This window comes from Chryseobacterium sp. ON_d1 (assembly GCF_006829085.1).
Taxonomy (GTDB): Bacteria; Bacteroidota; Bacteroidia; order Flavobacteriales; family Weeksellaceae; genus Chryseobacterium.
The window spans coordinates 232642-254158 of record NZ_BJTC01000005.1 but is presented as its reverse complement, the minus strand read 5'-3'; the positions used below and the strand labels follow the sequence as shown (position 1 = coordinate 254158).

General features: G+C 35.5%; 22 protein-coding genes and 1 tRNA gene. 18 read left to right on the top strand and 5 right to left on the bottom strand.

From position 1 onward, the window contains the following. Positions 1-111: 111 nt before the first annotated feature. Complete coding sequence (miaA, locus tag CRS_RS10080; RefSeq protein WP_142723902.1) at positions 112-1032, bottom strand: tRNA (adenosine(37)-N6)-dimethylallyltransferase MiaA; 921 nt, start codon at positions 1030-1032, stop codon at positions 112-114. 193 nt (positions 1033-1225) lie between these two features. Between miaA and CRS_RS10075 the strand changes: the two genes are divergently transcribed. From CRS_RS10075 to nadA, 3 genes are all read left to right on the top strand, one after another. Next, positions 1226-2083 (top strand): YicC family protein, encoded by an 858-nt coding sequence (locus CRS_RS10075; protein ID WP_002976716.1) that lies wholly within the window; start codon positions 1226-1228, stop codon positions 2081-2083. 93 nt (positions 2084-2176) lie between these two features. Then, positions 2177-2743, top strand: coding sequence for a guanylate kinase (gmk, locus tag CRS_RS10070; RefSeq protein WP_142723901.1), 567 nt, complete (start codon positions 2177-2179; stop codon positions 2741-2743). 110 nt (positions 2744-2853) lie between these two features. Continuing rightward, complete coding sequence (gene nadA, locus CRS_RS10065; RefSeq protein ID WP_142723900.1) at positions 2854-3873, top strand: quinolinate synthase NadA; 1020 nt, start codon at positions 2854-2856, stop codon at positions 3871-3873. Between the two features lie 271 nt (positions 3874-4144). Here nadA and CRS_RS10060 read toward each other — a convergent pair whose 3' ends face one another. The 3 genes from CRS_RS10060 to CRS_RS10055 all read right to left on the bottom strand — a co-directional run bounded on the left by CRS_RS10060 (position 4145) and on the right by CRS_RS10055 (position 4836). Beyond that, on the bottom strand, positions 4145-4354 hold the full coding sequence (locus CRS_RS10060) for a hypothetical protein (protein WP_142723899.1): 210 nt from the start codon (positions 4352-4354) through the stop codon (positions 4145-4147). Positions 4355-4416: 62 nt separating this feature from the next. Then, positions 4417-4584 (bottom strand): hypothetical protein, encoded by a 168-nt coding sequence (locus tag CRS_RS24395; protein WP_172617033.1) that lies wholly within the window; start codon positions 4582-4584, stop codon positions 4417-4419. A gap of 57 nt (positions 4585-4641) precedes the next feature. Beyond that, positions 4642-4836 (bottom strand): hypothetical protein, encoded by a 195-nt coding sequence (locus CRS_RS10055; RefSeq protein WP_142723898.1) that lies wholly within the window; start codon positions 4834-4836, stop codon positions 4642-4644. A 341-nt stretch (positions 4837-5177) separates the two neighbouring features. Here CRS_RS10055 and thrA point away from each other — a divergent pair, with 341 nt between their 5' ends. The 8 genes from thrA (at position 5178) to CRS_RS10015 (ending at position 13671) form a co-directional block, all read left to right on the top strand. Then, positions 5178-7625 (top strand): bifunctional aspartate kinase/homoserine dehydrogenase I, encoded by a 2448-nt coding sequence (gene thrA, locus CRS_RS10050; RefSeq protein WP_142723897.1) that lies wholly within the window; start codon positions 5178-5180, stop codon positions 7623-7625. A 9-nt stretch (positions 7626-7634) separates the two neighbouring features. Then, positions 7635-8570: a homoserine kinase gene (locus CRS_RS10045; protein ID WP_142723896.1), complete on the top strand. Its 936-nt coding sequence runs from the start codon at positions 7635-7637 to the stop codon at positions 8568-8570. A 7-nt stretch (positions 8571-8577) separates the two neighbouring features. Further along, positions 8578-9882: a threonine synthase gene (thrC, locus tag CRS_RS10040; RefSeq protein WP_142723895.1), complete on the top strand. Its 1305-nt coding sequence runs from the start codon at positions 8578-8580 to the stop codon at positions 9880-9882. 4 nt (positions 9883-9886) lie between these two features. Next, entirely contained in the window at positions 9887-10255 is a 369-nt protein-coding gene (gene folB / locus CRS_RS10035; protein WP_142723894.1) for a dihydroneopterin aldolase, read from the top strand. A gap of 34 nt (positions 10256-10289) precedes the next feature. Next, on the top strand, positions 10290-11654 hold the full coding sequence (locus CRS_RS10030; RefSeq protein ID WP_142723893.1) for a DUF4403 family protein: 1365 nt from the start codon (positions 10290-10292) through the stop codon (positions 11652-11654). A 31-nt stretch (positions 11655-11685) separates the two neighbouring features. After that, the gene (locus CRS_RS10025) at positions 11686-12195 is read left to right on the top strand and encodes an RDD family protein (protein ID WP_142723892.1); all 510 of its coding nucleotides are present in this window, start codon (positions 11686-11688) and stop codon (positions 12193-12195) included. A 58-nt stretch (positions 12196-12253) separates the two neighbouring features. Then, positions 12254-12324, top strand: a tRNA-Cys gene (locus CRS_RS10020). Positions 12325-13443: 1119 nt separating this feature from the next. Continuing rightward, complete coding sequence (locus tag CRS_RS10015) at positions 13444-13671, top strand: glutathione synthase (RefSeq protein WP_142723891.1); 228 nt, start codon at positions 13444-13446, stop codon at positions 13669-13671. A 630-nt stretch (positions 13672-14301) separates the two neighbouring features. Here CRS_RS10015 and CRS_RS10010 read toward each other — a convergent pair. Continuing rightward, positions 14302-14742, bottom strand: a complete 441-nt coding sequence (locus CRS_RS10010) for a hypothetical protein (protein WP_142723890.1) — start codon at positions 14740-14742, stop codon at positions 14302-14304. A gap of 340 nt (positions 14743-15082) precedes the next feature. Here CRS_RS10010 and CRS_RS10005 point away from each other — a divergent pair, with 340 nt between their 5' ends. The 7 genes from CRS_RS10005 to pyrF all read left to right on the top strand — a co-directional run bounded on the left by CRS_RS10005 (position 15083) and on the right by pyrF (position 21506). Next, entirely contained in the window at positions 15083-15634 is a 552-nt protein-coding gene (locus CRS_RS10005) for a YMGG-like glycine zipper-containing protein (protein WP_142723889.1), read from the top strand. A gap of 60 nt (positions 15635-15694) precedes the next feature. Next, positions 15695-17329: a hypothetical protein gene (locus CRS_RS10000; RefSeq protein WP_172617032.1), complete on the top strand. Its 1635-nt coding sequence runs from the start codon at positions 15695-15697 to the stop codon at positions 17327-17329. A gap of 50 nt (positions 17330-17379) precedes the next feature. Further along, positions 17380-18450, top strand: coding sequence for a chorismate synthase (aroC, locus tag CRS_RS09995; RefSeq protein WP_142723888.1), 1071 nt, complete (start codon positions 17380-17382; stop codon positions 18448-18450). 17 nt (positions 18451-18467) lie between these two features. Next, positions 18468-19031: a thioredoxin family protein gene (locus tag CRS_RS09990; RefSeq protein WP_142723887.1), complete on the top strand. Its 564-nt coding sequence runs from the start codon at positions 18468-18470 to the stop codon at positions 19029-19031. A 9-nt stretch (positions 19032-19040) separates the two neighbouring features. Continuing rightward, on the top strand, positions 19041-19580 hold the full coding sequence (locus CRS_RS09985) for a TlpA disulfide reductase family protein (RefSeq protein ID WP_142723886.1): 540 nt from the start codon (positions 19041-19043) through the stop codon (positions 19578-19580). 83 nt (positions 19581-19663) lie between these two features. Continuing rightward, a complete protein-coding gene (locus CRS_RS09980; RefSeq protein WP_142723885.1) occupies positions 19664-20005 on the top strand; it encodes a YkvA family protein in 342 nt (113 codons plus the stop codon). Positions 20006-20126: 121 nt separating this feature from the next. Then, a complete protein-coding gene (gene pyrF, locus CRS_RS09975) occupies positions 20127-21506 on the top strand; it encodes an orotidine-5'-phosphate decarboxylase (protein WP_142723884.1) in 1380 nt (459 codons plus the stop codon). Positions 21507-21517: the final 11 nt, after the last annotated feature.

The following is a 21517-nucleotide window of genomic DNA, read 5'->3' as shown; positions in this document are numbered from 1 at the left end:
ATTAATGATCATCCGTACTGTCATTCTGAATGGAACAAAGTGAAATGAAGAATCTTTAAAAATAATTGATGAGATTCTTCCTTCGTCAGAATGACAAACAGTGCGCTTAATTTATTCCTGAAATTGCTCACCAATCCATTTCAGCAGAGTCTCAAAGTCTTCCTGAGAATACCCCAGCTGTAAATAATGGATATCATCTGCTTTCCTGTACCACGTCAGCTGACGTTTCGCATATCTGCGGCTGTTCTTTTTAATTTCTGAAACCGCAAAATCGAGATCCCACTCCCCGTCAAAATATTTGAACAGTTCAGCATAACCTACCGTATTCAAAGCCGTCAATTCTTTGAATTTCTCAAGACCTTTCACCTCATCCAGTAATCCGTTTTCCATCATAATATCCACTCTGCGGTTAATTCTGTCATAAAGTTCTTCCCTTGGAGCTTCAATTCCGATTCTGAATACATTAAAATCTCTGGAATCCTGTGACACTGCAATCAATTCAGAATATTTTGTATTGGTTTGCCAGATTACGTCTATGGCACGCAGAAGCCTGCGATGGTTGTGAATATCCACCACACTGAAATATTCGGGATCGAGCTCCTGTAAAATTTCCTGAAGTTTTTCAGTTCCCTCCTGCTCCATCATAGCCTGAAGTTTTTCCTGGTTTTCAGTATTAGCTTCCGGAAGATCATTCAGACCTTCTATCACCGCTTTTTCATACATCATGCTTCCACCGACAAGGATGACAGTGTCATGGGTCGCAAAAAGTTCATTAAGCTTTTGGAGAGCATCTTCTTCATACTGTCCAATAGAGTAATATTCTTCCACAGAAAGATTTCCTATAAAATGATGAGGTGCCTGCGCCAGTTCCTCTTCTGAAGGAGCTGCTGTTCCTATTTTCATTTCTTTAAAAAACTGACGGGAATCACAGGAAATAATCTCGGTATTGAAATGTTGGGCTAAATCAATTGCCAACCTCGTTTTACCAATTCCGGTGGGGCCTACTACAGAAATCAAATTTTTCTTTTTCACAGCGCTAATTTACGAAAATGCGCTCATTTGATTTTTTATTTAAATACAAATAAAGCTGCTGTTTATTTGAACCATTAAGATTTTAATGGTTCAAAATAAATTTAAAAACAAAATAATTAAATACTCTACGTTAAAATTTCATGGTATTATAGTATACACTTAAATGTTTATCTTTGTAGAACAATAAAAAACTATGATTTTATCAATGACCGGATTCGGTAGAGCCGAAGATGTTTTTGAAGGAAAAAAAATTACTATAGACATTAAATCTCTGAACAGCAAGAGCTTTGATTTAAATATTAAAATTCCTTTACGTTATAAAGAAAAAGAATTTGAAATCAGAAAAATTCTTAATGATAGAATTATCCGTGGAAAAGTAGACTGCTACGTTAATATTGAGAACCTTGAAGAGTCCAATGATGTAAAAATTAATAAAAACCTGATTGACTCCTATATCAACGAACTTAAAAACATAGCTTCTGACGGTCCTGATTTTGAATACCTGAAAATGGCAGTAAGACTTCCTGATGCCATTACCTCAAGACCTGATGAGCTTACAGAAGGTGAATGGGAGGCCTTGGCAAAAATTGTCAATAATGCCGTTGACAGATTTGAAGAATTCAGGAAAACGGAAGGTGGTATTTTACATGAAGAATTAAACAGGAATATTCAGAATATCGACAAGTATCTTGGAGAAGTGATTCCTTTTGAGGAAGAAAGAATTGTAAGCGTAAAAGAACGTTATCAGAAATCTTTGAAAGAGTTTGAAAACGTTGACGAAACGCGTTTCTATCAGGAAATGGCTTATTTCACTGAAAAACTTGATATTTCTGAAGAAAAGGTAAGACTTGCACAGCACTTGAAATATTATAAAGAAGTAATGGACAATGAGTCTTTCAATGGAAAAAAACTGGGTTTCATTTCTCAGGAAATCGGAAGAGAAATCAATACACTAGGTTCTAAAGCCAATCACGCAGAAATCCAGAAACTGGTAGTGATGATGAAAGATGACCTTGAAAAAATTAAAGAGCAAACGTTAAACGTATTATAAGTTGCGAGGTTCGAGATGTGGGTAATAATTCCGGATGCAAATACTACGGAATCAACCTGAGACTCACAATCCCGAAACCCGAAACCAAAAAAAATGGATAAAGTAATTATATTTTCAGCACCATCAGGAAGCGGAAAAACTACATTGGTAAAGCATTCACTGGAAACATTTCCAGAACTGGAATTTTCCATTTCATGTACCACAAGACAACCAAGAGGAAGTGAAGTACATGCAGTGGATTATCATTTTCTGACCCCGGATGAATTCAGGCAGAAGATTTCTGAAAACGCTTTTGTAGAATATGAGGAAGTATATACTGACAAATATTACGGTACTTTAAAATCTGAAGTAGAAAAAATCTGGAATCTGGGAAAGGTTGTTATTTTTGATGTAGATGTAAAAGGAGGTATTTCATTAAAAAAATACTTCGGTGAAAAAGCCCTTTCTATTTTTATTGAACCACCTTCCATTACAGAATTGGAACGAAGATTGATCTCCAGAAATACAGATGATGCAGAAACTATAAAAACCCGTGTAGCAAAGGCTGAAGAAGAAATGACCTATGCAGGCGAGTTTGACAAGATCGTTATCAATGAAGATCTTGATACAGCTAAAAAAGAAATAGAAAGTTTAATAAAAAGTTTTATAGAAAGAAATTAGAAATTAGAAATTAGAAGTTAGTTTTTTAGGGTCAGGAAAATTATCCTCATTTCATACTAACCTCTAGTTTCTGATCTCTCACTTCTATAAGAGAAAAAATTGAGGTTGATATGAGTACCGAAACATTAGAAAAAGCTAAATCTGCTATTCCTGTAAGAGGATTTCTGGATATAAAAGATATTGCTATTCCTCAGGGGGAAGAATTGGTGAAAGCTATTCTTCAACTTAAAGAGGAAAAAAACGCTGTTATTCTTGCCCATTATTACCAGCCGGGAGAAATTCAGGATATTGCTGATTTCCTTGGAGATTCTTTACAGCTGGCAAGACAGGCAAAAGAAACCAATGCCGATATGATCGTATTCTGTGGAGTACATTTCATGGCAGAAGCCGCTAAAATTCTAAACCCAACTAAAAAAGTAGTTCTTCCTGATACAATGGCAGGATGCTCTCTGGCAGACGGCTGTTCCGGAGAAGGACTGAGAAAGATGCGTGAGCAGCACCCAAACGCATTGATTGCCACTTACATCAACTGTAATGCGGAAACCAAAGCAGAAAGTGATATTATCGTAACAAGCTCCAATGCGGAAACAGTTATCGAAGCCCTTCCGAAAGACAGACCAATCATCTTTGCACCGGACAAGAACCTGGGAAGATATTTATCTAAAAAAACAGGACGTGATATGATCCTTTGGGATGGAAGCTGCGTAGTACACGAAGCATTTTCTATGGAAAGAATTGCCCAGCAATTGGCAGACAATCCGGATGCAAAACTGATTGCACACCCTGAAAGTGAAGAAGCTGTTTTAAAGCTGGCTCACTTCATCGGTTCCACTTCTGCCCTGTTGAATTATGTGGAAAAAGACGACTGTCAGAAATTCATTATCGCAACAGAAGAAGGAATTCTTCATGAAATGAGAAAACGTGCCCCTCATAAGGAACTGATTCCTGCACTGGTTTTTGATGAAAGCTGTAACTGCTCAGAATGTTTCTACATGAAGCGTAACACAATGGAAAAACTGTATTTATGTATGAAGTATGAGCTTCCTGAAATTCTTATCGACGAGGAATTAAGATTAAAAGCATTGAAACCTATTGAAGCTATGCTTGATCTTTCTAAAAGCATAAAATAATTTTTTTTATTGAATATTTATTATATTTAGAATCCAAACTGATAATAAATATGAAAAATTTAAAAAAATTAGACAGAAGAAGTCTTAAAAATGTAAACGGAGGCAGTGACACATGCAGTTTAAACTGCGAAATACATGAAACTTGCGGAAGAGGATGCAATGGAGAATTGATCTGCGTACCAAGAGGACTTTACATTCCAGACAATTGTTAAAAAATAAAGCACTGTTTTTCACAGTGCTTTCTTATTATCATATTAATACAAATATCCGTTTAGGACACTCCTCCATCTACACATTCTATGCTTACCAAAACACACATCTTACAGTAATCGGGAAGTCCCTGATAAGCAGCACAGGAATACTGGTATCCCGGACCATCACCAAATGTAGCATTCTGTGGACATCCGGCACATCTTGACGGGCCAGCTGCTCCGTATAATTTTTCAAGTTCTTTCCGGTTTAATTTTTTTAGATTTTTCATAGTAGTTTTAATAAATTTCTGGTTTTGTTATTTTTTCACTAATAACCTCATTAACAATGCTGTTACAGCATCGGTGCATAACAGGTTCCTGCCGGCTTCAGCCAGCATCCCCATCCGCCTTTACGGAAACATACAAACTGCTCACCACCACAAGCTTCAATCTGAATATCGGTAAATCCTCCTGTGATGTTTTTCTTTTGTTCGCGTGATAATTTTTTAATTGTTTTCATAGCATTTAATTTTAAAGTTATCAAAGTTATTTAAACTCATTATTAATTTTTTTTAAATCAATACGGATCAGAGCATTCAAAACTCACCAGTACTCTACCTTTACAGCATTGTGGCAAAGCATGATAATCAGCACATGATCTTGGCTCACCCGGTCCATATGGCCCCGGAGGACAGTATTCAAAACAGTCATTTATATCTCCTCCACTGATTGATTTCAGATTCTTCCGGTTCATTTTTTTTAACTTTTTCATGTTTAATTGTTTTTGGTTAGAATCCTAAATATAAGATTTTTAACTCATTACAACAAATATATCTCTAAAAAAGGAAATAAATTTTATCGTAATTTATCGTAATAAAACTTGGCTGTTTCAAAATAATTTGTACATTTGTTCCATTACAATGAATATATTAAGAAACATATCTGATATTTCTGCCCTGAAATCACTTATTTCAGGCATATCTTCTGTTTCTACATTCACAACTACAACAACTACCCCATAACGGGGTAAATTTTCACATATTATTTCCGGTACCCGTACTCTTTTTTTAAAGAGTAAACACTTCTTTTTACCCAACCTTAAATAAATAATTGATGAAAGTTTTAAAATTTGGCGGAACATCAGTCGCCCATTCTCAAAATATCTTACTGGTGGAAAAAATCATAAAGCAGGAATCTTTACAAAACAAAGTTGTAGTCATTGTATCAGCATTGCATGGTGTTACCGATCAATTGATAAAAGCAGCAGAATGTGCTTCTGTAAAAGATGAAAACTATATTCAGATTGTTCAGGATCTTGAAGAAAAACATATTACTTTAGTCAAAGAACTTTTCCCTATCGCAGAACAAAGTTCATGGCTTAGCTTTGTAAAAAAACATTTCAATGATATTGAAGAGCTCTGCAACGGAATTGCTGTTCTCGGTGAACTTACAGACAGAATCAAAGATAAGATTGCGTCTTATGGAGAATTCCTGTCTTCAAAAATCATTGCCGCAAGATTACAGCATGAAGGACTGGACTGCATGTGGATGAACTCTGCAGATCTGATCATAACAGACAGTAATTTTACCCATGCAAAAGTAGACTTTAACTGCACACAAGATAATATTATAAGATTTCTGACTGAAAACCAGAACCGTATCATCGTAGGACCCGGTTTTATAGCCCGTGACAAAAAAAATAATGCAACAACATTAGGAAGAGGCGGTTCCGATTACACTGCTTCTATTATGGCAGCTTCAATTCCTGCTGAACAACTTCAGATCTGGACCGATGTAAGTGGAATGATGACTGCCGATCCACGCCTTGCTTCTAATGCCAAACCCATTTCGGAAATATCTTATCATGAGGCTATGGAGCTGTCTCATTTCGGGGCAAAAGTACTTTATCCGCCTTCCATCCAGCCTGTCATGGTGAAAAATATAGACCTGATCATCAAAAACACTTTTGAACCTGATGCAGTGGGAACTTTAATTTCTCATCAGTTGAAATCTTCAGAAAATAAAAAGCAGATTGCCGTAGGGATTTCCAATATGAACAGTATTGCTCTGCTCACACTGGAAGGAAGCGGGATGGTTGGCATACCAGGAGTTTCAGCAAAATTATTCCAATGTTTAAGTCATGAAAAGATAAATGTCATCCTTATTACCCAGGGTTCTTCGGAACATTCTATTACAATAGCCATTGAAAAAAAAGAGGCACTACGTGCTGAACACGCTATCAATCTTTCTTTTGCTGATGATATCAATTTGAAAAGAGTATATCCGGTAAAAATTGAAACCGGACTTTCTATTGTAGCGCTGGTAGGAGAAAGCATGAAAAGCAGAAGTGGAGTAAGTGCAAAAATGTTCGGTTGCCTTGGAAATAACGGAGTCAATATAAGGGCGATTGCACAGGGTTCTTCGGAAAGAAATATCAGCATTGTCATTTCAGAAAAAGACAGCAAAAAGGCAGTAAATGTACTTCATGAAGAATTCTTTGAATCTGAGATTAAACAGATCCATCTCTACATCTGCGGAACAGGTAATGTGGGTTCAAAATTGATTCAGCAGATTTATGACCAAAACGACTATTTAAAAGAAAATTTCTTAATCAATTTGAGAATTGCAGGAATTTCCAACAGCCGTCATATGCTATTTTCGGATCAGGGAATACCGAAGGAAAACTACATTGCCTGGAATCAGCAAAGCGGGGAGGCTTCTTCCAGAGAATTTGCTGATGAAATCATCCGCAGAAACCTTAGAAACTCTGTTTTCGTTGATGTAACCGCAAGTCCTGATGTTCCGGAAATTTATGAAAGTTTGTTAAAAAGAAGTGTGAATATTGTCGCCTGTAATAAAATTGCTGCTTCCTCAGATTATAAACAATACAAAACCCTAAAAAATACGGCAAGAAATCACAGCTGCAATTTTTATTTTGAAACCAATGTAGGGGCCGGGCTTCCTGTCATAGGGACCATCAACGACCTTATCAAAAGCGGAGATAAAATACAATCCCTTAAGGCTGTATTAAGTGGTACATTAAATTTTGTCTTTAATGAATACGATGGCAGCAAAACATTTTCTGAAGTAGTACGACAAGCCCAAAAGGAAGGCTATACAGAACCGGACCCAAGACTCGATCTGTCCGGAACCGATGTGGCAAGAAAAATTTTAATTCTGGCAAGAGAGGCAGGGTATCCGCTTCAGTTTGAAGAAATCGAAAATAAGAGCTTTCTGCCGGAAGAATGTATGCAGGGAAGTGTCGAAAATTTTTACGAAAAGCTTACTGCCTATGAAGATCATTTTAAGAATTTACTGAATCAAGCTAAAAGCAAAGGTAAAATACTAAAATATGTGGCTGTGTTTGAAGATGGAAAAGCCAAAGTAGGACTGCAGCATATTGCTCCCGACAGTGACCTGTTTCATCTTTATGGCAAAGACAATATTGTCATTTTCAAGACCCTAAGATATTCCGAGCAGCCTTTGGTCGTAAAAGGTGCCGGTGCAGGAGCTGATGTAACGGCAAGTGGCGTTTTTGCAGATATTATCCGTTCTATATAAAATATTGATATGAAGAAAATAAAATTAAAAGTCCCCGCTACTGTTGCCAATCTGGTCTGCGGATTCGATATTCTGGGAATGGCGGTACATGAGCCTTATGACGAAATGCAATTCCGATGGCTGGATACTCCGGATATTATCATAAAACACACTGATTCATTCGGACTCCCTGAGGTGCCTTCCGGAAATGTTGCAGGAGTTGTCCTGTTAAAAATCCAGGAGTATTTCAATCTGAAAAATGGTTTTGAAGTCATTATCCATAAGCATATAAAACCTGGAAGCGGGCTCGGCTCCAGTGCGGCAAGTGCCGCTGGAGCCGCCTTTGGAGCCAATCTGTTACTAGGGAACAAACTGTCAAAAGAAGAAATGGTTCATTTTGCTATGTTTGGGGAAGAACTCGCTTCAGGTGTAAGACATGCAGATAATATTGCTCCCTGTATCTATGGAGGAATTACCCTGGTAAAATCTACAAATCCTATTGATATTATTCCCTTAAGCAGCCCTGATCTGTTTGTAACCGCTGTACATCCGCAGGTGGAAGTCAAAACTTCAGATGCCAGACAGATTTTAAAGAAAAATATCAGTTTAAAAAGTGCTGTCGAACAATGGGGAAATATAGCCGGGTTGGTCGCTGGAATTCAGAAAAACGACATCCCATTGATTGGAAGAAGTCTCAATGATGTCATCATAGAACCTATCCGCAGTATTCTGATCCCGAAATTTGACGACATCAAAGAGATGAGTTTACAGCTGGGAGCTTTGGGAGGAGGAATTTCGGGTTCCGGACCTTCTATTTTTATGCTGTCAGAGCAAAAAGAAACAGCAGAGAAAATTGCTCAGATGATGAAATCAGCCTATGACAAAATTGAAATAGAAAGTTTTGTTTATGTCTCAAAAATAAATCCCGCAGGAATTCAAATCATTGAAGAAAAAGAAGAAAAATAAAGCAGAAATGAAATATTATAACTTGAAAGATCATCTGGAAAAAATAAATTTCAGAGAAGCAACAATAAAAGGACAGGGAAAGGAAAAAGGATTGTTTTTTCCCGAAAGCATTCCTCAATTTCATGAAGAATTTATTCAAAATCTCCACCAATATTCCAATGAAGAAATTGCATTCAAATGCATGAAAGGCTTTGTTGGAGATGAGATTCCATCAGAAATACTCAAAGAAATTGTGACAGAAACGGTCAGTTTTGAGATTCCATTAGTAAAAATCAATGCCCAGATCTCCATATTGGAGCTGTTTCATGGTCCTACCCTTGCCTTTAAAGATATTGGCGCCAGATTTATGAGCCGCTGTCTGTCTTATTTTCTAAAGGATGAGCAGAAAAAGGTCACTGTTCTTGTAGCTACTTCCGGAGATACAGGAGGAGCTGTTGCTCACGGATTTTATAAAATCCCACAAATCAATGTGGTCATTCTTTATCCGAAAAACAGGGTAAGCCCGGTTCAGGAGAAACAGCTGACAGCATTGGGAGAAAATATTTCTGCACTGGAAGTAAATGGCAGTTTTGATGATTGCCAGAACCTTGTTAAGCAGGCTTTTTCCGACCCAACAATTAACAGTCACTTATTTTTGACGTCTGCCAATTCAATCAATGTCGCAAGATGGCTTCCTCAACAGATATATTATTTAATAGCATTGAAACAGTGGATTCAACATCATAATGAAAAACCCGTAATCGGTGTTCCAAGTGGAAATTTCGGAAATATCTGCGCCGGGCTGCTGGCCTACTTCAGAGGATTACCTGCCAGTCATTTTGTTGCGGCCTGTAATGCCAATCATGTAATTCCAGATTATTTTAAAACCCAAAATTACCAGCCACAAAAAGCAGTTGCTACTCTATCCAATGCTATGGATGTGGGAGATCCAAGTAATTTTGTGAGAATTCTGGAACTTTTCGGATACCAATTTGAAACTTTAAAAAATAAAATATCTGCTTATTCCATTGCTGATGATCAAACCATGAGTACCATTAGAGAAGTTTATGAGAAATATGGATATATTCTGGAACCCCACAGCGCCGTTGCTTTTGCTGCAACGGAAAAATATCTGCAGGAAAATCCAGAGCAAAAAGGATTTATTCTGGGTACTGCTCACCCGGTAAAATTCCCGGATGCAGTGGAAAAATCAATCCATACACAGATTGAAATTCCGGACTCACTGAATGAGCTTATGAAAAAGGAGAAAAAAACTGTAGAAATACATTCAGATTTTGAAGAATTAAGACGATTTTTGCTTCATAAAATCTGAAACAATGAGCAAAATATATCTTGAAGATGTAAGAATATATGCATACCATGGTGTGCTTCCTGAAGAAAACATTATCGGAACGTATTATATTCTGAACACAGAACTTCATACCGACCTGTGGAAAGCTGCTGAATCTGATGATTTGCATGACACCATAAGCTATGCAGACATCAACGATATCCTTCACAGCGAAATGAAAATAAAATCTAAATTGCTGGAACATGTGGGTGGAAGAATTATCGCAAAGATCCACAACAGTTTTCCACAGGTCGATTATATCAAATTAAAAATTACTAAAACAGCTCCTCCAATGCAGGGAGAAATGAAAGGGGCCAGCATTGAGTTGGAAAAAAGCTTTAAACCGGAAAATTAAAATTCCTATTTTCGTTGATTAAAAAACATACAAATTGAAATTCGTTAAAATATTATTTTTAGTAGCCGGAATCAGCGCTTTTGGCCAGACCGGTGCTGATAATCAGTTGGCAGCTTATAATTTCCCAAAGATAAAGTCCAGTATCACAATGCCTGTGACCATTCCTCTTTCGGAATTAAGCAATATGATCAATGCTTCTGTGAAAGATCTCATTTACCAGGATGATTCCTATACAGACAATAACAATGATCAGTTTAAAGTAAAAGTATGGAAAACAAGACCTATCCGTCTTGTAGGTGGAACAAACCAGAATCTGTTGATTGAAGTTCCATTAAAAATATGGGCAGAAAAAGGAATCGGAACATTGGGGGTCTACACCTATCAGAATACCACTTTTGAAACCGTCATGTCATTCAATACAACGGTTACTTTTAAAAACAACTGGACTATTATTACCAATACCCAGCCTAATGGTTTCAGATGGGTAACCAAACCTGTGCTGGATTATGGAAGAATACAGATCCCGATTACTTCTATCGTTGAAAAAAGCCTCAAGGAGCAACAGGAAAAATTCTGCAAAACAATAGATCAGCAGATGGCTACACAACTGAACTTCCAGCAGTATGCCCTAATGGCGTGGAATACTTTTCTGCAGCCCTTCAATATTTCCGAAGAATACAATACGTGGCTGAAAGTAAGTCCGGTGGGGGTCAATATTACCCCTTTGAAATTTTACGGAAATCAGATCAATGCCACGCTTGGTGTTGACATTTTTTCCGAAACGTTTACAGGAAATAAGCCTGCAGCCTCTTCACCGGTAACCAGCGTTGCCAATTTCAACACAACGCCTACCGTTGCAGACAGATTTATTTTACAGACCACCGCCAATATTCCTTTTACAGAGGCAAGCAACATGGCAAGAAAAACCTTTTTAAACAAAGAATTTGATGTGCGCGACTCTAAAGTGAAAGTAACAGATATCAGAGTCTATGGTGTGGATAACAGAGTGGTCATTGAAGCACAGACTGAAGGTTATATAAAAGGGACTTCCATTATTTCAGGAATTCCGGTGTATGATGAAACGAAAAGAAAAATTGTTTTATCAGAAACTAAGTTTAAACTGAAAACAACCAATATTTTACAGAAAACGGCATCTCTTTTATTCCAGGGGAAAATTGTAAAAATGATTGAAGAAGAATATGGCATTCCAACTCAGGAACTGGAAGAAACTTCAAGAAAAAGTATTGAAGAAGCCTTTAACAAAGAATATTATAAAGGATTAAAAATGAATGGAAAGGTTTTCAATCTTAAGCCCAGCAAAATCCTGCTCAGCAATACAGGAATCACAGCCGTTATTGACACAAACGCTTCATTAAAATTACTTGTTAACGGATTTTAAAATTTCAAAAAAACAAAACTAATAACCGATCATGAGAAAATATTTAATAACTGTAGATCGAAACCGAGCTCAGAAGTTGACAAGATTGGCTAATCTTATCATTGACAGAATCATTATCCTGCTTATTTTTATTGCTTTTGGAGCAATTTCAGCCCTAATATTTAATGTAACAGGAAGTGATCTTTTTCTCAATATCACTATGAAACTGTCACAAGTAAATAGATTTTGGGATATACTGATTACCTCTATAGTATATTTCACTTATGCACTTCTGATGGAATACTTTACCAAAGGAAGGACTATCGGCAAGTATATTACAGGAAGTAAAGTCGTTTGTATAGATGGTACTCAACCTACTTTCAATGATTATTTTATCAGGAATATTTCCAGATTGGTTCCTTTTGATATACTTTCTTTTTTGGGTGAAAACGGCTGGCATGATAAATGGAGCGAAACACGGGTAATTAACATCAAAAATTATCAGGCTGAAATTCAAGCAAAAAGCGAAATTGAGGCTCTGGGAACGAAAGAAATTGCTTAAAAACTTTTGTTCATAAAGAATTTTTACTATATTTGCACACCTCAAAAATGGTAAAAATGGTACTTTGGCCGAGCGGCTAGGCAGTGGTCTGCAACACCATCTACAGCGGTTCGAATCCGCTAGGTACCTCAAAAAAACCTCTAAGTTAACTTAGAGGTTTTTTGTTTTTGCTAACGAAGCCAAGCCCCAGCTTTTGAGACTGATCTCCTATTTTTCGTGTCTTGGTAGCTTACTTAATCTTAGCACTACTTCTTCGTGTAATACTTTTTACTTCATAAACAGGAAACATTTCCAATAACTTATTATACATTCATATGAAAACGCAACAGCAATCCACTGATCTACATAGATATCTTTATATTTGTAGAAAAATCATATTCTATAATAATAACCATGTTTTTAGCAATATCCTCAACACATATTATAATTTCAGCAATTGTATTACTGTTAATCATCTTCTCTAGCATTTATGGCTTTTACAAGCTAATAAAAAACACTGTTAAAAGATGGATCAAAGAAACAGAAAGAGAATAACTCTCTATTGAATTAATTTTAAACAAGAAGTGTACTGACGGCATTATAATCTTCCTCAGATTCTTATTGGATAAAAAATGGATCATAACGCTCGGTTATTAAATCACTTTTTCACTCTGCCATTCCCTTTTCTGAGTGATTTTTTATTTAATAAGTCACCTCCCTAATCTTTATATTATTTGTCATGTATAAAAAAACAAGCTCTTCTGTAATTGGAAGAGCTAAATAAATAATGCAAAAAGTAATGGTAGATAGAAAATTATCTCATCCAAAGATAAGGATGTATAAACATGCTATTTATGAGCACCGTCATATAAGGTCAAAAAAAAATCCCCGGAAATTCCGAGGATAAAAACTAATAACCATGAAAACTCAAATTAAACATGAGTTACATTTCTATATTGAAAAATCGTGCCAAGAATGCCAATAATTGAAAAAAAAAATTATGACACGACATTGATCAATTCAGCATTTTAAACCGATTTAATTGAAGCTTTAAAAAGCCAATTATAATTGTTTATAATTAATTCAAATAAATCTAACATCTGGGCAAAATTATTAAAAATAAAATAATTTACATTTTAATAAAATAAAATTGATATTCAGTCAATAAAAATTTTATATGCTTTATTGTCTGCTCCAAAAATATCACAAAAAAACAAATTGGCATAATTTATTCTTTATTTAAATCAAATAACTTAAAATTTAATCATCATGGCGCAAAGAATTTTCAGTAAAAAAGACTTTAAAAAGTCCGGTGAGAAAGAATATCAGCTGGAATACACGATAAGCGAAATAGGTGTAGGATCTAATCTTATCGTAGAAAAACTGACTGAAAAGGGAAGCTATGAAATCATTCAGACTCCTTTACGAAAATCAAATGATAAAATTTTGATCATCTGGGATACTCCTTTTGACGGCAGAATTCTTTTTGATGTATGACACATCAGCTCAACATATCAAAAAGCCCCCAAAAATGGAGGCCTCAAAAAACACAAATGATGAAAAAAAATTTTATATCAGAGATAAAAATTATTTTATCTATTAATTCTAACGTCAAAGTTATATCAGTCTTTTTTTTAATTTTATGAGTACAGTCATAAAATTATTGTTTCTTTTCAATAAGTATTTCTTTGGTTCATCGATAAAATAGCACGAAAAGTTATTCTCAATTTATTATAAATGCTGAATAAAAAGCAGCAAACGCAGCTCATGAAAAAGAAACGGCCTCCTGACGGAGGCCTAAAAAACACAAATGATGAAAAAAATCTATTTAGAAAAATCCAAACAGAATATTGCAGAATCATTCAATACAACCCTATTATAATATTTCTCGGATCGAAAAATAAGATATAATAATATGGAATAAGAGAATGAATACTTCTATAAGAATCAAACTATCCTGAAGATTACAAAATATAAATAATTTAAACTATCCCGGCGTTCTATTAGTTTTTATTCAATATAAAAAATTGATTAAATAAAATAAAATCCAAAAAAATTATTTAATAATAAAAAAATCTTCATTTCTGGAATGGGTAAATTTAGTTAAATATTTCTTTGCCCGCAAGGTTATTCCTCCCAAATAATAGGAATATACACGGTAATATACCCATCTGAATCTACCTGAGCATCTGAAACAGTAGCAACTACCGTTCCATAACCTACCCAGCCTCCCTGTCCCTGCATCGCAGAAAACGTATAGGTTCCGGCAGGAAGACCGTCATAATACTGTGGAACAGACTGAAAACCACCTCCATAATACGTATCATATACTTCTCCGGTAGCCATATTTTCAGCAAGAAAACTGCCGACATCATAATTTCCCGAAAGAATTTTTGTTCCGCTTTTTGAAAGAAGCCCATAACGGATTTTATAAGTCTGAGTTTCCGGCATTCTGTCAGAAACTTCTGAGCAGTTATTGTTATTTTTTTTTATTTCCGTGGAGGAAAACGATGTGGTAACAGTCAGCAATCCAATAAACGCTGATACTGTAAAAATTGTTTTTTTCATGTTAAAAAGTAATTTGGTGTTCAAAAATAGTCAACTTATATGAATTCAATAAAAATTTTGAGTGAAATAAAACTTACAAATACTTAAAAAACATTGAAGGATCTGAAATGCTAATGAATTCTGATGGAAAATTTAACTTGATGGGAACAAAAAATTATTACTATAAAAATATATATTAAATCATTCAAAATTCCTTATCTACAGTACAAAATTCAATAGAATCCAAAATTATTTCACTTTTCCATTTTCAACTTTAACATTTATTAACTAAAATTTGGCTTCATAATTGAAAATAAACTAAAATCAAAGTTACTTTGGTTTAGTTTATAAAATTTGAATTATGAAAAAGATAATATTAGCAGGTTTTTTATCTGTATTTTTGATGACAGCCTGCAAGAAAGATGACAGAACAGCCGAAAAGTTACTGGAAGAGCAAAAACTTGAATTTCAGGCCAGACAGCTTGAAATAGAAAAGCAGAAACTGGCTATTGAAAAAGAAAAAATGGTATACGAAGCTCAGAAAAAAGCAGACAGTATATCAGAAAGCAAAAAAGCAAGAGCTGCAGCTGAAAGTAATTCAAAACCAAGAGTTATTAGAGAAACAAGAACAATATACAGAGACAGGAGCTCAAATTCCTCTGGAGGAAGCAGTAACGGAAGCTATGCCAATAACGGAAGTGGTACTTCACAGGGAACTACTCAGAAAAAAGGATGGAGTAAGGCTGCCAAGGGAACTGTCATTGGTACTGTAGGCGGAGCCGCTGTAGGAGCCCTAGTTGCTAAGAAAAACAGAGGATTGGGTGCTGTAATCGGTGGTGTTGTAGGAGGTGCTACAGGATATACTATTGGTAGATCACAGGACAGAAAAGATGGAAGAGTACAGCCTCGTTAATAAATAATTTAACCGTACAATATAAAATAAAGATTGCTTATTTTTAAGCAATCTTTTTTTATGTTACTGATTCTGTTTTCTTCACTTTTCATCATCCCTGTCTTAATCGGATGGGGAGAAATTATGGAAAATCTATCGGGATTTTTATTTCAGGGAATCTCCGGGAAAATTCTGTCCGGGATCGTTGGAATAAGCTTAATATGGACTGTTTTTTCTTTTTTTATGCCTTTAGATATTTATGCAGAAACAGTTTCTATACTTCTAGGATTATTCTTTTTTTTAAAAAATAAGCTCTATCAAAAGCTTTATCACTTTTCAAAAAAAGATACATTACTCATCAGCTTCACTGTATTGATTATCCTGTTCACAGGTTCGTTTTATCCTTATATATTAGATCATTTCGGATATTATGTTCCTACCATTAAATGGCTTACAGAATATGGTCTGGTAAAAGGAATCTCAAATATAGATCTTACATTAGGACAAATGTCTGTCTGGCATATTTTCCAGGCTGGGTTTTCAAACTTTTCAGATCCGTTTTTAAGGATCAATACAGTATTGCTGATTATCTATATCCTTTATACTGTTGAAAGAAAGAGATGGATACATCTTTGTTTTCTTCCGGTATTGCTGTTGTTTTCACAATCTCCAAGCCCTGATCTTCCCGTTATTATTTTTTCATTGATTATTTTGGATGAACTGATATCCGGAAATAAAAACACCTCTCTCCTTTTTGTCTTTGCTGTATTTGTTTTTGCCGTAAAGCCTACCATGATATGGCTGCCAATCCTCGTTCTATTACACACTGTTTTTATTTTAAAATCTGGCCTTAAACATTTGCTTTCAGGATTTTTAATTCTCTTTGTATTCTTCATTAAAAATATCTGGACATTCGGGTATCCGGTCTTTCCTGTTGCAATAGGTGATCTGGGACTGCCCTGGAAACCCAATCCTGAAGTTTTAAAAATATCATCACAATTTGCTGTAATGAAAACATATGACATGCAATACTCTTATGAAGAAATTCAAAAGTTTTCAACAGCAGGTTATATTTTAAACTGGTTATCTCTTGATGGAATTAAATCAAAAATTAATATTCTTTTTATTCTGAGCCTGGTTATTTTCACAATATTTGCCGGAGTAAAAAAAAGAAAACTCATCACCTTCATTTGTATTGCATTATGGACAAAGAGCATATTGGTACTTATTTTTTCAGCCCAATACAGATTTTTTCTCGACGTTTTTTTTGTAATATTCTTTGTTCTGTTTCATGAATATTTCAATCAAAAGAAATCCATTGTTGTTTTTTCGGTGCTCAGCCTATTTTTTATTTCAATTTTATCTTTTCCAGAAATCATTCAAAGATCCATTCCAAGCTTCCGTATGGGAAGTTTTATGACAGGATTTGAAAAAGAGCAGCTTTACAGGCCATCCACTTACCACTACCACCAGTTCAATACATTTAAAGTCGGGAATTTTAAATTTAATGTTTCATATAATTATCCCTACAGTTTTGATACTCCTATTCCAGCTGTCACTCCTTTTTATATTTTTGATGATGTAAAAGCAGGCATTTTTCCACAACTTTCTGATAAAAATGATATAAAAAAAGGAATTATCTGGAAAAAAATGACCGCAGAAGAAAAAAAAGAAGCTCAAAATGTTATCAATAATATCAAAAGCACTGATAAATAGAACAAATCCGGAAACTTTATTATCTGAAGAAAAATAGGTATTTTTGTATCATGTTCAACACATTAGGTAATCTTCTTAGTCTTACAACATTTGGAGAAAGTCACGGAGTGGCTTATGGCGGTATCATCAATAATTTTCCGGCAGGTTTAAAGGTAGATCTCGATAAAGTTCAGTACGAACTGAACCGAAGAAAACCGGGCCAGTCAGCAATCGTTACACAAAGAAAAGAAAGCGACACTGTAAAGTTTCTTTCAGGAATCTTTGATGGAAAAACAACAGGTACCCCAATTGGTTTTATCATTGAAAACGAAAATCAGAAATCAAAAGATTATGACCATATAGCTGGAGCGTATCGTCCAAGTCATGCTGATTTTACTTATGATCAGAAATTTGGTTTCAGAGATCATCGTGGTGGTGGAAAATCTTCTGCCAGAGAAACCATGAACTGGGTAGTGGCAGGAGCTCTTGCCAAGCAGCTTTTACCTGACATTGAGATCAACGCATACGTTTCTTCTGTAGGTGATATTTTCTGTGAGAAACCTTATCAGGCTTTAGATTTTTCTCAAACGGAAAACAATGATGTTCGCTGCCCAGATGCTGAGACAGCAGAAAAAATGATTGCGAAAATCAAAGAGATCAAAAAAGAAGGAAATACCATTGGAGGAACTATTACATGTGTCATCAAAAATGTTCCTGTAGGAATTGGGGAACCTATATTCTCAAAACTTCAGGCTGAACTGGCCAAGGCAATGCTGAATATCAATGCCTGCAAGGGCTTTGAATATGGAAGCGGTTTCTGCGGAGCTAAAATGACAGGAAAAGAGCACAATGATGCTTTCAATACAGATTTCACTACTAAATCGAACCTTTCAGGTGGTATTCAGGGTGGAATTTCCAACGGAATGGATATTTATTTCCGTGTGGCTTTCAAACCTGTGGCAACTATTTTGAGACCTCAGGACAGTATTGATAAAGATGGAAATCCTGTGGTGGTAGAAGGAAAAGGACGTCACGATCCATGTGTAGTTCCAAGGGCGGTTCCTGTGGTAGAAAGCCTTGCTGCTTTTGTACTGGCAGATCTGTTTCTGATCAACAAAACAAGAAATATCAATAATTTTTAACATAAATATTTTTGGTAATGAAAAATTACTGGGATAAAGGAATTTCATTTGAAGAATATCTTCAGATTGCAAAAGAAAGATTAGAAAATCCTTCCAATCAACAGGAAGCTGATTATAAACAATATTATGAACTGGGTCTTCAGAGAATGGACAGAACGGTAAAAAAATATGTTCCGGATGAAGATCAGCTGAAAGAACTTGCTGCCAAAAAATTTGACGGAAAGATTTTAATTATTTCCGAGGCATGGTGCGGAGATGCCAGTGCAACAGTTCCTGCTGTTTTCAGATTTTTTGAAGGCCACAATGAAGTAAGGGTTTTCCTTAGAGACAGTGATAAAAGCTTAATCAATCAGTTCCTGACCAATGGTACAGAATCTATTCCTAAAGTGCTGATCCTCGATAAAGATCTGAATGTAAAAAATTCATGGGGACCGCGCCCAAAATATGGATATGAGCTTTTAATGAAATATAAAGCGGATCCTGAAGCGTACCCCAAAGACACTTTCTATAATGACCTGCAGATATATTATGCCAAAAACAGAGGTAAAGACGCAGTTCAGGAAATTTTAGATCTTCTATAAAAAAGAAACATGAAAAAAAACGTCATTTATCTTGTATTGATCGTCATTATCGCAGGTATTGCGTTGATACCGGGAGTAAGAAATTTTCTGAAGGACACTTTCTTTCCGGTTGCCACCATTGAAAATGCGGTCCACATCACTGATGAAGATTACGATATAGAGCTTAAGGGAATCAATGCGCCCAGCACCAACCTTAAAAACTTTAAAGACAAAGGTATTTTCCTTAACTTCTGGGGAACATGGTGCCCGCCATGCAGAAAAGAATGGCCCTCTATCCAGAAGCTGTATGACTCCAGAAAAGATCATGTAGATTTTGTATTGATCGCTATGAATGACAAAGAAGAGGATGTAAGGAAATTTTTGAAAGAAAACAACTATACCGTTCCTGTATATATTGCCCAAAGTCCAATTTCTGAGAAGATTCTTCCAAAAGTATTCCCTACCACTTTCCTTTTGGACAAGCACGGAAGAATCCTCATTAAAGAAGATGCTACAAAAGACTGGAACACAGAGACTGTACATCAGTTCATTGACAATATTATCAAATAATATTTTAACTAAATTTTATAATTTGTTGGTACAGGATTTGTGAAATTTATACCGTTGAAAAATTTATTAAATCCAAACACAAAATGAAATATTCAAAATTAAATCTTGCAAAGGAAGCCATCAATCACAAGGGGTTTGTAAAAAAGATTCCAGATATTTTCAGAATGGTCAAAATGTGGAGAAAAGGGATCTATCCAATGAAATCCATAGACATTATTCTTCCTTTACTGGGTATTTTATATGTCATCTCCCCCATTGATCTGCTTCCTGAATTTGCCATACCGGTGCTTGGAGTGATGGACGATCTGGCAGTACTTTCACTGACGATTCCTAAACTTATCAAAGAGGTTGACAAATTTTTACTCTGGGAAGCTGAACAAAAATACAGAGGTACTCAAGTTATTGATGCTGAAATCGTAAAATAATAGTTTATTATATTTTCCACACCATCCCGGTACATCCGGGATGGTTTTTTATTTACAAATGACCGATAAATTTTTAAGCCTTATTTCAATTCCTTAAATTTGCAACATCTAATAAAAAATAATGGAAAGTAAAAAAGAATTCTTCTTAGAGTGCTACAAACTAGGCATCATCAAATTCGGAAGGTTTACCCTGAAAAGCGGTATTGAAAGTCCTTTTTATGTAGACCTGAGACCTTTGGCTTCAGATCCTAAAATTTTAAAAAATCTTGCTAATTATTTATTGGAAATGCTTCCGTTAGATAATTTTGATTTAATCTGTGGAGTTCCTTATGCCGCTCTTCCTATGGCGACTGCAATGTCTCTGGAAAGCTATATTCCATTAATTATTAAAAGAAAAGAAGCGAAAAGCTACGGTACCAAAAAACTTATTGAAGGCATTTACCAGAAAGGACAAAACTGTCTTTTGGTAGAGGATGTGATCACTTCAGGAAAATCATTGTTGGAAACGATACCTGAAATAGAACAGGAAGACCTTAAAGTTTCAGATATCGTTGTGGTACTGGACAGAGAGCAGGGAGGAAAACAGTTACTGGAAAGCAAAGGATATAGAGTACACACTCTTTTTAATATTTCGGAAGTATGTGGCATTCTTCAGGAAACCGGTGAATTGTCAGATGAAGAAGTAAAAAGAATCCAGGACTTCCTTCAGGGAAATCATATTCAGTTTGAAGAAGAAACCAGATCTTCTTATGAGCAGAAACTTCAGGCAGCACAACATTCAGTATCAAAAAAATTACTGGAAACAGCTTTAGCAAAAAAATCAAACCTTATCGCTTCTGCAGATGTCACTACGACTCAGGAGTTATTGGAATTGGCAGAAAAAGTGGGGCCACATATTATTGCTTTAAAAACCCATATCGATATTATTTCTGATTTCGAATATGAAAAAACAATCATCCCTTTAAAAGCAATTGCCGCAAAACATCAGTTTTTGCTGATGGAAGACCGAAAATTTGCTGACATTGGAAATACACAGGAACTTCAGTTTACAAGCGGGGTTTTCAAAATTACCAACTGGGCAGATTTCGTAACTTCCCAGGTGATCGGAGGCTTTGAATCACTAGACTGCTTCAATAATGTAGGAGTGGTAGCTATTGTTGGTATGTCTTCCAAAGGAACATTAACAACAGCAAGCTATCGTGAAGAAGCTTTGAAAGTAGCATTATCTCATCCTAATGTAATAGGTGGTGTTTCTCAAAATAAGCTTCCTGAAGAACTTTTATTATTCACTCCCGGTGTAAACCTTGCAGATTCGGGAGATGGTAAAGGACAGCAGTACAACACGCCGGAACACGTATTCAAAACATTGCACACCGATTTTATTATTGTAGGAAGAGGAATTTACAAATCCAATGATCCTGAAGCATCTGCGATCACTTATAAGACTGAGGGATGGAATGCGTATATTAATTCTTTGGAAAAAAAAGCAATTCAGGGTTAAAATGCTATAAA